This window comes from Nonomuraea sp. 3N208 (assembly GCF_052245935.1).
In the GTDB taxonomy this organism is placed as follows: domain Bacteria; phylum Actinomycetota; class Actinomycetes; order Streptosporangiales; family Streptosporangiaceae; genus Nonomuraea.
The window spans coordinates 119,496-131,441 of record NZ_JBQQBR010000036.1 but is presented as its reverse complement, the minus strand read 5'-3'; the positions used below and the strand labels follow the sequence as shown (position 1 = coordinate 131,441).

Genomic DNA, 11,946 nt, shown 5'->3' with positions numbered 1-11,946 from the left:
ACCATGCCAGCCACCGCGAGCAGGGCAGCATGATCCGCCGCTACATCGCCTGGCGAAACCGCAACACCGACAACCCCCGCCTACGGAAGATCGTCAACAGGGCGAACGTGGCCTGACGCGGCACTAGCTGTGGAGGTGGTCAGCCCGACTAGTCAGTTGCTCGACAGAGCGACCAAACCGCTGGCATACGCAGCGGCGGGCATTCCCCTTTACTGGCGCGTTGATCCCGACGGGCCGACGCTCTACGTCTACGAACTCGATGGTGACTCCTACAAAGAGCCCATCACCCACAAGACTGGGACCACGGTCACTCTGTCGTCGCCCTACGCTGTCAGTTTCGACCCCGCCGACTTGATCGGTCGACCAGTCTCCAACCCGTAGTCCTCGGCCGCTCCTCGAGGCGTGACGCGCCCAGCCTCGAGGTCGGCCAGGATCGCCGCGCGGTCCCGTTCGGCTGGAGGGCCGAGGCCGGCGCCGCCCGTGGTCTCCACAATGAATGCCTCACCGGCCGCGAACCGTACATTGTTGACCTTCGACGCGAGCCGTTCCACGGTTCCGTCCAGGTGGTGTTTGAAGAAGCCCCCCACGCGCCCCGGTAGCCCGCCGTCCCGGCCCGGGGGCGGCAGGCGGAGACGGTCGCCCCTGGTCGTGACGTGGCAGTCGGTCAGGAAACGGTAGACGGTGCGCGAGCCCAGGCCGCCGCGATACCGCCCGGGGCCGCCCGAATCCGGGATCGTCTCGATCGACTCGACGATCAGCGGACAGCGGCTTTCCACCGGCTCCACCTGCGGCACCGAGTTGCGCCCGATGCCGAAGTGCACGCCTGTCGCGTCCGGCCCGTCCAGCCCTTGCCGGGCGCCGACGCCGCCGAAGTCGTACGACAGGTGGATCCAGTACGGCGCCCCGACGGCGGCGATCGAGAACGGCTGCAGGATTCCGCTCGGTGCGATCGCCCGTTCGGGTACCGCGTCGGACAGTGCCTGGAAGACGGCCTCCATGGCCGCGTAGATCGGGACGTACCGGCCGCCGCAGGGATAGGGGGAGCGGGCGTTGAGCAGGGAGCCCTCCGGCAGGCGCACCTCGATGGCGCGTAGGCAGCCGTCATTCATGGGGATCGTCGGGTCCAGGAAGCAGCGGACCGCGAAGACGGCCGCCGCCAGGGACTGTGAGGCCGAGGCGTTGATGGCGGCCGGGACCTGCGGGTCGGTGCCCGCGAAGTCCAGGACGGCTTGGGTGGCGCTGAGGGTGACGGCGACGCGAATGTGGTGGGATTTTTCGGGGTTTATGCCGTCGTCGTCAATCGGGTACGCCGTCTCGTAACGGCCCCCGGGCAGGTCGGCCAGGGAAGCGCGGGTCCTGGCCTCCGTGTAGTCCAGGTAGTCGTCGACGCCTGCCGCCAGCCCTTCCACCCCGTGCTCGGCGATCAACGCCTCCAGGCGGGCCGCGGCCACCGCCGTGCCGGCCACGAGGGCCCGTACGTCCCCCATGACCTTGTCCGGGGTGCGGCTGTTGGCCCGCAGGATGGCCTCCATGGCCGGGTCGATCCCGTCGGCGGTCGCCAGGCGTACCGGTGGGAGCTGCAGCCCCTCCAGGAAGATGTCCGTGGCCAGCGGGGCCATCCCGCCTGCCGACAGGCCGCCCAGGTCGGAGACGTGGATCATGGTGGCGGTGAAGTACGCGGGGACGCCGTCGACGAAGACAGGGCGGTAGACGAGCAGGTCGTTGGTGTGCACGCCGCCCCGGTAGGCGTCGTTGAGCACGTACGCCTCGCCAGGGCGCATCGTGTCCAAGGGGATGTCCTTGATCAGCTCGGGGAGCGCCACCTTGAGCGCCATACTGTTCATGAGCGTGGTGGCCATGGAGTGCGCGATCAGGCGGCCTCGGGCGTCCATGACGGCGGCGGAGGCGTCGGATCCCTCGACGATGAAGGTCGAGTACGCCGAGCGCACCACCACGATGCTGGCCTCCTCGGCGGCCACCACGAGCGCGTTCCTGAGCACCTCCGCGGTCAGGGCGTCGGTCATGGGGCGCTCCCGCGGGTCAGGTGCACGGCTCGGGACGTGGAGAGGATCGCCGTCCACGACGGCGGGACGACGATCGTGGACTCGGCGTCCTCGATGATCACCGGGCCAGGGAGTGTGCCGTCCATGGTGTCCCGGGTGTGCACGGGGACGTCCGTGTAGCCCTTCAGCTCAGGGAAGTACGCCTGCCTGGAGGTGGCCCCGCGGGGCGCCGCACGCGTTGCTCCGCCGTCCGCCGTACCACGGGTGGCCGCACCGGCGCTGGGAGGGTGCTCGCCGGCGGGGGTGGTGAGGCGGATGCGGTAGCTGACCAGTTCGATCTCGCCTTGCTGTGCGATGCCGTACACCTGCTGGTATCTCTCGAAGAATCGGGATGCGAGCACCTTGGGCGAAGGCGACCACTCCAGGGTCAGGTCGTGGGACTGCCCCTTGAAGCGCACGTCCACCGACCGCAGCACCCGCACCTCCGGATCCGCCGGCGAGACGCCCAGGTCGGCGGCCGCCTCCGCGGCCAGCTCGGCGAAGATCGGCGCAGGGTCGCCCGCGTCCAGCCGGGACAGGACCCGGTCCGTGGACAGCTCCCCGGCCAGCAGGCCCGCCGCCGACGCCACCCCGCAGTACGCGGGCACCACCACGGTCGAGATCCCGAACCGCTCGGCCACCCTGGCCGCGTGCATCGGCCCTGCCCCGCCGAAGGCCACCAGGGCGAAGCCGCGCGGGTCGATGCCGCGCTGCACCGTCACCACGTGCACCGCCGACGCCATCGAGGCGCTCACGATCTCGTGCACGGCGTACGCGGCCTCCTCACGCGACACCCCGAGCGGCCCCGCCAGCCGGTCGAGGGCCTTGTCCGCCAGCGACGGCGACAGCGGGATCGAGGCCGAGGAGAGATAGCCGAGCACCAGGTTCGCGTCCGTGACGGTCGGCTCGGAGCCGCCCAGACCGTAACAGGCGGGGCCGGGTGACGACCCGGCCGAGTGCGGGCCCACGCGCAGCGCGCCCGCCGCGTCGAGCCAGGCGATACTGCCGCCGCCCGCGCCCACCTCCGCCAGGTCGATGGCGGGTGTCTTGATCGGCACACCGGTGCCCGCCCGCCGCCCGCCGAAGCTGCCCTTGCCGCCCACGTGGAACTCGTGGGTGATCTCTGGCCGCCCGCCGCGCACGACGCATGCCTTGGCGGTGGTGCCGCCCATGTCGAACGAGATCACGTCCCCGAACCCGGTCCCCGCCGCCGCCAGCACCCCCGCCGCCGGCCCGGACTCGATCGTGGCCACCGCCCGCCGGGCGGCCAGTTCGGCGGAGATCACGCCGCCGCTGGACTCCATGACGTGGATGGGGGCGTGGATGCCGATCTCGGCCAGCCGGTCGCGTAACTGCGAAAGGTAAGAGGCCATCAAAGGGCCGATATATGCGGACATGATGGTGGTGGTGGCGCGCTCGTACTCGCGGATCTCCGGCCATACCTCCGACGAGGTCACGACATGGGGGACGGACTCCCGGAGGATCGCCGCCACCTGCCGTTCATGGTCAGGGTTGGCGTAGGCGTGCAGCAGGCACACGGCCGCCGACTCGATGCCGCGTCCGGCGATCTCCGCGGCCACGCGCCGTACGGAATCGGGATCCAGCGGCGTCAGGACCTCGCCGCGCGCCGAGATCCGCTCCACCACCTCGAAGCAGTCCGCCGCGGCCACCGGGGGAGGGGGCGGGGAGAAGCGCAGATCGTACCGGTCCTCCTCGACCCGCGCGTAGCGGCCGAGCGGGACGGCCGAGCGGAAGCCCTGAGTCGTGACGTAGGCGACGCGCACGCCCTTGCGCTCGAGCACCGCGTTGGTGGCCAGCGTGGTCGCGTGCACCAGCCGCGTGACCTGCGCGGGGTCGCGGTCGCCGAGCACACGCGTAACGCCGGAGACGATTCCCGCGATGGGGTCGTAGTGGGTACTCAAGCACTTGACCACGGAAATCGCGCCGGACGTATTGCGAAGGACCACATCGGTGAAGGTGCCGCCAACATCGACGCCGATCGTGTAGGCCACTCGGGTACGTTATGCCCCCTAACAAGCGCTTGTCTATGTAATGGTCTATTGACTTACGACAGGTGATTGGGACCCTGGTCCTATTCCTTGTGTTGGGAGCGGAGAGATGGCGCGCCTCACAGCTCTAGCCGGTGGCATCGCGGTGGCACTGGCGCTGACCGCGTTACCGGTCGCGGCGCACGAGCACCCGAGCGGCATCACCGACCTGGTGAGTCCCGCCGTCCTACGGGTGGAAGCCGTGTCCCACGTGGAGATCACCCTGCTCGACCACATCGGCGAGCTGAAACATGTGGAGCGGTCCTACGACATCCCGTTCGCGTCGGGTACGGCGACAGTGATCAACCCCGACGGGACGTCGGTCGCGCTCCGGCGCCTGGCGGTGAACCCCAACGACGTCGCCGTTCACGCGGCCAACAAGATCTTCGCCGAGCACCACAAGGTGAAGATCCCCGCTGACTACGAGAAGCACAAGCTCTCCGACGACCAGCTCAACCGCCACCTGCAGGCGTGCTACCCGCCCAAGAGAGACACCGCCACCTGCATCATCAACGTCACCACCGAGATCACGGCCTTCCCCAACGTGTCGCCGGCCAGTGCCCAAGGCTTCAAGGTCAAGTGCATCAAGGCCGGCCCCGACCCCGACAGCCCGGCCGTGCTGGTGCCGATCACCCCGGTCGCCGGCGGCGTCGGCATGCCGACCGCGCCGCTCGCCGACAAAGTGCCCGACCAGGTGGGCTCGCCCACCAACATCGCCGGTTTCCTGGGCCGGCCGGGCCCGAACGTGCAGCACACCGTCGAGATCGCCCACCTGGGCAAGGGCGGCGGGGCGGGCGAGACCGGCAGGCCGTTCGCCGACCCCGAGCAGAAGGTGGACGAGCCGGTCAAGCTGGGTGGCCTGGCCGACAAGGGCCTGGTGGGCTCTCCGGTGATCGGTGACAAGAACGGCCACGTCGTCGGCCTGCTCGTCGGCGGCGGCAAGGAAGGGAAGATGATCGGGGTCAGGGAGATCACCGGCATCCTGTCCCAGGCCAAGGTGGTGCCGCGCAGGGGCGCGATCGACACGGCGTTCGAGGCCGCGCTGACCCGCTACCACACGAAGTACTACACCGACGCCGCGCCGGGCTTCCAGCGCGTGCTCGAGCTCTACCCCGGCAACGTGGTGGCCGCGGAGCTGCTGAAGACCTCGCTGGCCAAGCGGGGCGGCCCCGAGGACCAGGGCACCAAGCGGGCGGCGGCCGAGCCGTCGGGGTCCACGCCCCTGTGGCCGTTCATCGTGGCGGCGGCGATACTTTTCCTGGGCGCCGGCGGCGGAGCGTATTTGTTGTGGCGCCGCCGCACTCCGGATAAATCGACAGAACTGCCACAGCCACTGGCGGCCGGTCCACCGCTCGATCTCGACGACGGCGCCAACCAGACCGTGGTCGTGCGGCGGTCTCAGTCGTTCCAAGTGGCCCCACAGCAGCAGCAGGTGATGACCGCGTCAGATCCGTCGATCAAATACTGCACGTCGTGCGGCATGAGGCTCGGGCAGGCGCATCGATTCTGCGGCTACTGCGGTCACCCCATCGAGACGTGATGCAATTGAACGAAAGATCGCTCATCGGCCAGGAGGTGGCCGGGTATTACATCGAGGACATCGTCGGCAAAGGCGGCATGGCCGTCGTCTACCTGGCGCTCGACCCCCGGTTGAGCCGCCGCGTGGCGCTGAAGATCCTCAACCCGGTGCTCAGTGTCGACGACCGGTTCAGACAGCGGTTCATCCTGGAGTCCAGGACGGTCGCGAGCATCGAGCATCCCAACATCATCCCGATCTACGAGGCCAACGCCGACGCCGACGGCGTGCTCTACATCGCCATGCGCTACGTCGACGGTCTCGACCTGCGCCGTCTCATCTACGACCGGGGACCACTGCCGATCGGTCCCGCCAACCAGCTCTTCGCCCAGGTGGCCGCCGCGCTCGACGCCGCCCACGCGCACGACCTGATCCACCGCGACGTCAAACCGGCCAACATCCTGCTGGCCGACAACCACGTCTACCTGACCGACTTCGGCATCACCAAGCACCGCTCGTCGATCTCCGGGCTGACCCAGACCGACCAGTTCATCGGCACACCCCGCTACATGTCGCCCGAGCAGATCAACAAGGAGCACATCGACGGCCGGTGCGACCAGTACGCGCTGGCCTGCGTGGTCTACGAGGCGCTGTCGGCGCGGCTGCCGTTCCAGCGCGAGAACGACATCGCGCTGCTGTGGGCGCACCTGGCCGAGCAGCCCACGCCGCTGTCCCAGCTCCGGCCCGACCTGCCGCCGCAGATCGACGCCGTGATGAACCGCGCCCTGGCCAAGTCGCCCGAGCAGCGTTACGCGACCTGCACCGAGTTCGTCTCGGCGCTGCGGGACGCCGTCAGCGGGCTGCAGCCCGACGACGTCGCCGGCGGGGCCTACTACATTCCGCATCCCGGCGGCAGCCCGCACTCGGGGCCGCACCCCGTGCCCGGCTCGGGCCCCGGCTCCGGCCCTCACTCCCTGCCGCGTTCCGGACCGTCCTCCGGACCCCATTCCGGGGCCCCGCTGGCGGCCCCGGTCGCCCAGCATGCCGCGGGCAGGGCGGCGCCGCCGCCCGCGCCGCCCACGCACCCCACCGGGCAGAAGAAGCGCCCGGGCCGCGTCCCGATCGTGGCCGCCACGCTGGTCGCCGCCGTCGCCGCGCTCGCGCTGGTCGCGTTGATCGTCATGAACCACCGGGGTGACACCTGGTCCCGCTACCAGACCAGCACCGCCGCGCCGCTGACGTTCGAGTATCCGGGCGGCTGGACGGCACGTACGCATCGTGACCTGTTCGCGGTGGCCTCGCCGCACGCCTCGGAGTTCGAGGCACTGTTCGTGGCCGGTCCCGGCGCCGACTGGTCGAAGGTCTCGCAGATCGTCAGCGACGATCCCGAGGCGGCCTCCGGCGTGTACGTCCAGACTTCCGACACCCTCGACCCCGCCGGCGACTCCGAGCAGATGAAGGCCAAGATGGAGGTCCTGCTGCCGGGAGAGGTCGATGTCGGCAAGCCCGTGCAGGACCAGGCCGGCAACAGCCCCGCCACCCGCTTCGACGGCTCGCTGCGCGACCCCGCGAGCGGCACCAGGCTGGGCTTCGTGAGCTACGTGATCGACCGCCAGCCCAAGACCATGCTCGTGATGTACTTCTGCGCCAAGGCCACCTGCGACGACGCCACCCAGACCCGCATCAGGCAGAGCGTCCACGTGTCGTGACTTGCAACTCACTTGTGCACGGCTTGGCCTGGGTGTTCAAGGCAGGCGCCGGGCGTCTACCCTCCGCCTTGTGGGCATTCGCATAGTCATCGCCGACGACCAGGCGATGGTCAGGGCCGGGTTACGCATGGTCGTCGATAGCGACCCCGGCATGGAAGTCGTCGGCGAGGCCGCCGACGGGCGCGAGGCCGTCGCTGTGGCCTGGCGCACGCGCCCGGACATCGTCCTCATGGACATCTCGATGCCCAGACTCGACGGGCTGGCCGCAGCGAAGGAGTTGCTCGAGACCCCGTCGCCGCCGAAGATCATCACGTTGACCACCTTCGACACCGACGAGAACCTCTATGCCGCGCTGCGCGCCGGCACCAGCGGCTTCCTGCTGAAGGTCTCGCCGCCGGAGCAGCTGCTCGAGGCGATCAAGGTGGTGCACGCCGGTGACGCACTGCTCGACCCGGCCGTGACCAGCCGGGTGATAGCCTCCTTCGCCGGTCGGGCCGACCCGACGCCCTCGCCCATGCTGGCCGAGCTGACGCCGCGTGAGCTGGAGGTGCTGCGGCTGCTCGCGCGCGGCCTGACCAACGCGGAGATCGCCAGGGACCTGTACGTGGGCGAGGCGACGGTCAAGACGCACGTGGCGCGGGTGCTCATGAAGCTCTCCCTGCGCGATCGGGCCCAGGCGGTGGTGTTCGCGTACGAGACCGGCGTCGTCCGGCCCGGTGCTGCCTGATGGTTTGGCGGGGCATGCCACGGTTGTGTGTATATTTTCCTGCATAAGGCGGTAGATGCAGGAGATATTTCATGCGAGCGTTCCCCCGAGTGTTGTTCGACGAGTCCCACAGCGAGTCGTGGACCATCCGGCGCGAGGTGGCCGAGGCCATCAATCCCGCGCACCCCGACGACAACAGCTATGCCCGCGCGGCCGGGCTGCTGCGGCACCTGGGTCACACCGTGGTCGCTCACCCGTCGGGGCCGCTGGACGCCGGGGTCCTCGCCGAGCAGGACGTCCTGGTGATCGCGCACCCGTCGGGAGCGCGGTGGGAACGCACCACAGGGCAGGGTAGCCCGGTGTTCTCCGCCGCCGAGCTGGACGCCGTCGAGGCGTACGTGGCCGAGGGCGGCGGGCTCGTGGTGCTGGCCGAGGAAGAGCAGGACAAGTACGGCAACAACGTGCGTGAGCTGCTCGGGCGGTTCGGGATCGGGGTGGAGCACACCACCGTGCGCGACCCCAGGCATGCGCACCGGGACGTGGCCACCTGGGTGCTCGCCACCCGCGCCAGCACGGACGGGCTGCTCGCGGGCATCAAGACCGCCTGCTTCTACCGCACCGGCGTCCTGACCCTCACGCCCGCCGCCGGGCCCGCTACCGGCGCGTCCGTGCCCGTCGGGACCGCCGCCGCGGCGGACGCGGCCGTGCTGTTCACGACCTCGCCCACCGCCGACCCGGCCGGTGCGCCGCTGGCCGTGGCAGTACGGTACGGCCAGGGCCGCGTGGTCGTGTTCGCCGACTCCGATCTGTTCGGCGACGACTCCATCGACGACTACGACCACTGCAGGCTCTGGGAGAACGTGATCACCTGGGCCGCCCGCGTTCCCACAGGTGACGAGGCCGCGGGGCCGCGCGACGAGACCAAGGTCACCCTGTTCGCCCGGCTCAAGGGGGCCGTCGAGGAGCTCAGGCCGCTTCAGGTCAAGGACGGCTCGGTGCCGGACGAGTCGAAGGAACGCGCCAAGGTGCTGGTAGGCGAGATCGCCGACCACGTAAGCGAAATATCGCCATATTTCCCGCACGATGCCGCGTACCTCGAGGCCGTTCGGCGCGACCTGGCGAAGTGGGCCGGCCAGGGCCTCGGCGTGCCCGACTTCCTCGACTCGCTCGACCTCTTCCACCCCGACACCCAGCGCGTGGACGGCCTGGAGCACGTCGTGGTGTTCCCCATGTACACCCAGAACGGCAACCCCAACCGCAACCTGGAGGCCGTCTGGATCCGGACGATCTGGCCGGACTGGCTGGCCAGGCTGGAGGCGAACGGCTACGACAACCCGATGTTCGTGCCGATCGCGTTCGAGGACTTCACCTCCGGCTATGACACGCACTCGGCCGTGCTGTTCCCCGAGACGGTGGCGGTGCGCCAGGCGCCTGCCCGCTTCACCTGGGGCGGCATCTTCGCCGACCGCGAGGCGGCCAGGTTCAGGCGGGTGGCCGCGGCGGCCGCCGGCACGCTCAAGCTCGACCTGCCGCCCGACGCCGCCAGGTTGCTGGCCTCGCAGCAGCTGGCGCAGGACACGTTCGTGCTGTGGGACCTGGTCCACGACCGTACGCACAGCCACGGGGACCTGCCGTTCGACCCGTTCATGATCAAGCAACGGATGCCGTACTGGCTGTACTCGCTGGAGGAGCTGCGCTGCGACCTGACCGCGTTCGGTGAGGCGGTGGAGCTGGAGCGGCAGGGGGTGCCGCACGCCAGGTACGTGCAGCACGCGATTCTGTTCGACCGGCTGTTCAGGTTCCCGATCAGCGGGGAGCGGGTGCGGAACTACGACGGACTCGGCGGGCAGCTGCTCTTCGCCTACCTGCACCGCAACGACGTCGTGCGGTGGACCGACAACCGGCTGTCGGTCGACTGGGAGCGGGTCGCGGACGGGGTCGCCGACCTGCGGGGCGAGGTGGAGAAGCTCTACCGGGACAGCATCGACAGGTCGAAGCTGGCGCACTGGCTGGCGGCGTACGAGCTGGTGAGCTCCTACGTTGCGCCGCACCCGGGCTCGACCTGGGCGAAGGGGATCGAGGCGCTGCCCGAGGAGCAGAAGGCCAAGGTGGACGCGGTGCTGCCGGACGAGTTCCCGCTGAGCATGTTCTACGAGGCACTGCGCCGTAAGCTGGGCGAAGTCGTCGAATCGACCAAGGGACTCCGAGCATGATCATTCTGGTTACCGGGGCCGGAGGGCCCACGGGTGAGGCTGTTTCGGGATATTTCCGGAAGAACGGTCACACCGTGATCGGTGTCGACAAGGACGACGTCGACCTGCTCGACCGCGCGGCCGTACAGAGCCTGGCGGAGCAGATCGACCGGGAGCACGGCCGGGTGGACGGCGTGGTGCACCTGGTCGGCGGGTGGCGCGGGGCGAGCACGTTCGCCGAGACCGACCTCGCGGACTGGGACGCCCTGCACGACCTGCTGATCCGTACCCTCCAGCACGTGTCGCTGGCCTTCGAGCCGCTGCTGCGCCGCAGTGACAACGGCCGCTTCGTGATCGTCTCAGCCAAGGCGGCCGAGCGGCCGGCCGCCGGCGGCGCCGTCTACGCGGCGGCCAAGGCGGCGGCGGAGGCGTGGACGCTGTCGCTCGCCGACTCCCTTTCCGGCACGAACAGTGCGGCGGTGATCCTCGTCGTCAAGGCCCTGGTCAACGACGCCATGCGGGCCGCCAAGCCGGACGGGCGCTTCCCCGGCTTCACCGACGTCAACGACCTCGCGGCGGCGATCGGCGGCCTGTACGACCGCCCGGCCGCCGAGCTCAACGGCATGCGATTGGACCTCACTTCTTGATTCCCCGGCACGACCCCCAGCACAAGGCGTTCGCCAGCGACAACTACGCGGGCGTGCACCCCGAGATCCTCCAGGCCATCGCGACCGCCAACGGCGGACACCAGATCGCCTACGGCGACGACACGTACACCGAGGCTCTGCAGAACGTCTTCCAACGGCACTTCGGCGAGCAGGCGCAGGCGTGGCCCGTCTTCAACGGCACAGCCGCGAACGTCGTCTCCCTGCGCGCCATGACCGCGCACTGGGAGGCGGTCATCTGTGCCGAGACCGCCCACATCAACACCGATGAGGGCGGAGCGCCCGAGGTCGCCGGTGGCATCAAGCTCCTGACCGTCCCCACTCCCGACGGCAAGCTCACGCCCGAGCTGATCGACCGGCAGGCGTGGGGCTTCGGCGACGTGCACCGGGCCCAGCCGCGCGTGGTGTCCATCTCGAACGCCACCGAGCTCGGCACCCTCTACACGCCCGGCGAGGTCGCCGCGATCTGCGCGCACGCCCACGAGCTGGGGCTGGTCGTCCACATGGACGGCTCCCGGCTGACGAACGCGGCCGCGGCGCTGGACGTGCCGATGCGGGCGCTGACCACCGACGCCGGCGTGGATGTGCTGTCCTTCGGCGGCACCAAGATCGGTCTCCTGTACGGCGAGGCCGTCGTCGTGCTCAACCCCTCGGCCGCCACCGGCGTGGACTACATCCGCAAGACGTTCATGCAGCTGTCGTCGAAGATGCGTTTCGTGTCCGCCCAGTTCGAGGCCCTGCTGTCGGGGGACCTGTGGTTGCGGAACGCGCGCCAGGCCAACGCCATGGCGCGGCGCCTGGCCGTGGCCGTGCGCGACATCCCGGGCGTCTCGGTGCCCCGGCCGGTGGAGGCCAACGCCGTCTTCGCCGTCCTGCCCCCGGACGTGACGGAGCGGCTGCGCAAACGGTTCCGGTTCTACACGTGGAACGAGGCGACGGGGGAGGTGCGGTGGATGTGCGCCTTCGACACGACGGTGGCCGACGTGGACGCCTTCGCCGCCGCCATCGCCGAGGAAATGCGCGCCGCCGCCTCCTGACGACCTACCCGCCGACCGGCCCGCCTCGGCC

The 11,946-nt window shown here is 69.9% G+C and carries 9 protein-coding genes; 7 read left to right on the top strand and 2 right to left on the bottom strand.

Annotated features, from left to right (window positions below; translation table 11 throughout):
• Positions 1 to 129: 129 nt before the first annotated feature.
• The gene (locus tag ACTWPT_RS42595; protein ID WP_443183231.1) at positions 130 to 381 is read left to right on the top strand and encodes a Uma2 family endonuclease; all 252 of its coding nucleotides are present in this window, start codon (positions 130 to 132) and stop codon (positions 379 to 381) included.
• Here ACTWPT_RS42595 and ACTWPT_RS42590 read toward each other — a convergent pair.
• Together ACTWPT_RS42590 and ACTWPT_RS42585 are read right to left on the bottom strand one after the other, a co-directional pair.
• Entirely contained in the window at positions 324 to 2,024 is a 1,701-nt protein-coding gene (locus ACTWPT_RS42590; protein WP_443183230.1) for a hydantoinase B/oxoprolinase family protein, read from the bottom strand. The genes ACTWPT_RS42595 and ACTWPT_RS42590 overlap by 58 nt on opposite strands.
• Positions 2,021 to 4,054 carry a hydantoinase/oxoprolinase family protein gene (locus tag ACTWPT_RS42585; protein WP_443183229.1) on the bottom strand — a complete coding sequence of 678 codons (2,034 nt, stop codon included), beginning with the start codon at positions 4,052 to 4,054 and terminating at the stop codon, positions 2,021 to 2,023. The genes ACTWPT_RS42590 and ACTWPT_RS42585 overlap by 4 nt, the downstream gene beginning before the upstream one ends.
• Before the next feature lie 106 nt (positions 4,055 to 4,160).
• Here ACTWPT_RS42585 and ACTWPT_RS42580 point away from each other — a divergent pair, with 106 nt between their 5' ends.
• The 6 genes from ACTWPT_RS42580 (at position 4,161) to ACTWPT_RS42555 (ending at position 11,915) form a co-directional block, all read left to right on the top strand.
• A complete protein-coding gene (locus ACTWPT_RS42580) occupies positions 4,161 to 5,630 on the top strand; it encodes a hypothetical protein (protein ID WP_443183228.1) in 1,470 nt (489 codons plus the stop codon).
• On the top strand, positions 5,630 to 7,315 hold the full coding sequence (locus ACTWPT_RS42575) for a serine/threonine protein kinase (protein WP_443183227.1): 1,686 nt from the start codon (positions 5,630 to 5,632) through the stop codon (positions 7,313 to 7,315). Before ACTWPT_RS42580 ends, ACTWPT_RS42575 begins: the two co-directional genes overlap by 1 nt.
• A 70-nt stretch (positions 7,316 to 7,385) precedes the next feature.
• Complete coding sequence (locus ACTWPT_RS42570; protein ID WP_443183226.1) at positions 7,386 to 8,042, top strand: response regulator; 657 nt, start codon at positions 7,386 to 7,388, stop codon at positions 8,040 to 8,042.
• A 71-nt stretch (positions 8,043 to 8,113) separates the two neighbouring features.
• The gene (locus ACTWPT_RS42565) at positions 8,114 to 10,234 is read left to right on the top strand and encodes a DUF6421 family protein (protein ID WP_443183225.1); all 2,121 of its coding nucleotides are present in this window, start codon (positions 8,114 to 8,116) and stop codon (positions 10,232 to 10,234) included.
• On the top strand, positions 10,231 to 10,860 hold the full coding sequence (locus ACTWPT_RS42560) for an SDR family NAD(P)-dependent oxidoreductase (protein WP_443183224.1): 630 nt from the start codon (positions 10,231 to 10,233) through the stop codon (positions 10,858 to 10,860). The genes ACTWPT_RS42565 and ACTWPT_RS42560 overlap by 4 nt, the downstream gene beginning before the upstream one ends.
• Positions 10,857 to 11,915 (top strand): threonine aldolase family protein, encoded by a 1,059-nt coding sequence (locus tag ACTWPT_RS42555; RefSeq protein ID WP_443183223.1) that lies wholly within the window; start codon positions 10,857 to 10,859, stop codon positions 11,913 to 11,915. Before ACTWPT_RS42560 ends, ACTWPT_RS42555 begins: the two co-directional genes overlap by 4 nt.
• Positions 11,916 to 11,946: the final 31 nt, after the last annotated feature.

What these genes read in the sequence shown, in the direction of transcription:
- ACTWPT_RS42580 (WP_443183228.1), top strand. Translation starts at nt 4,161, where the DNA reads ATGGCGCGCCTCACAGCTCTAGCCGGTGGCATCGCGGTGGCACTGGCG.
- ACTWPT_RS42565 (WP_443183225.1), top strand. Translation starts at nt 8,114, where the DNA reads ATGCGAGCGTTCCCCCGAGTGTTGTTCGACGAGTCCCACAGCGAGTCG.
- ACTWPT_RS42590 (WP_443183230.1), bottom strand. Translation starts at nt 2,024, where the DNA reads ATGACCGACGCCCTGACCGCGGAGGTGCTCAGGAACGCGCTCGTGGTG.
- ACTWPT_RS42560 (WP_443183224.1), top strand. Translation starts at nt 10,231, where the DNA reads ATGATCATTCTGGTTACCGGGGCCGGAGGGCCCACGGGTGAGGCTGTT.
- ACTWPT_RS42575 (WP_443183227.1), top strand. Translation starts at nt 5,630, where the DNA reads ATGCAATTGAACGAAAGATCGCTCATCGGCCAGGAGGTGGCCGGGTAT.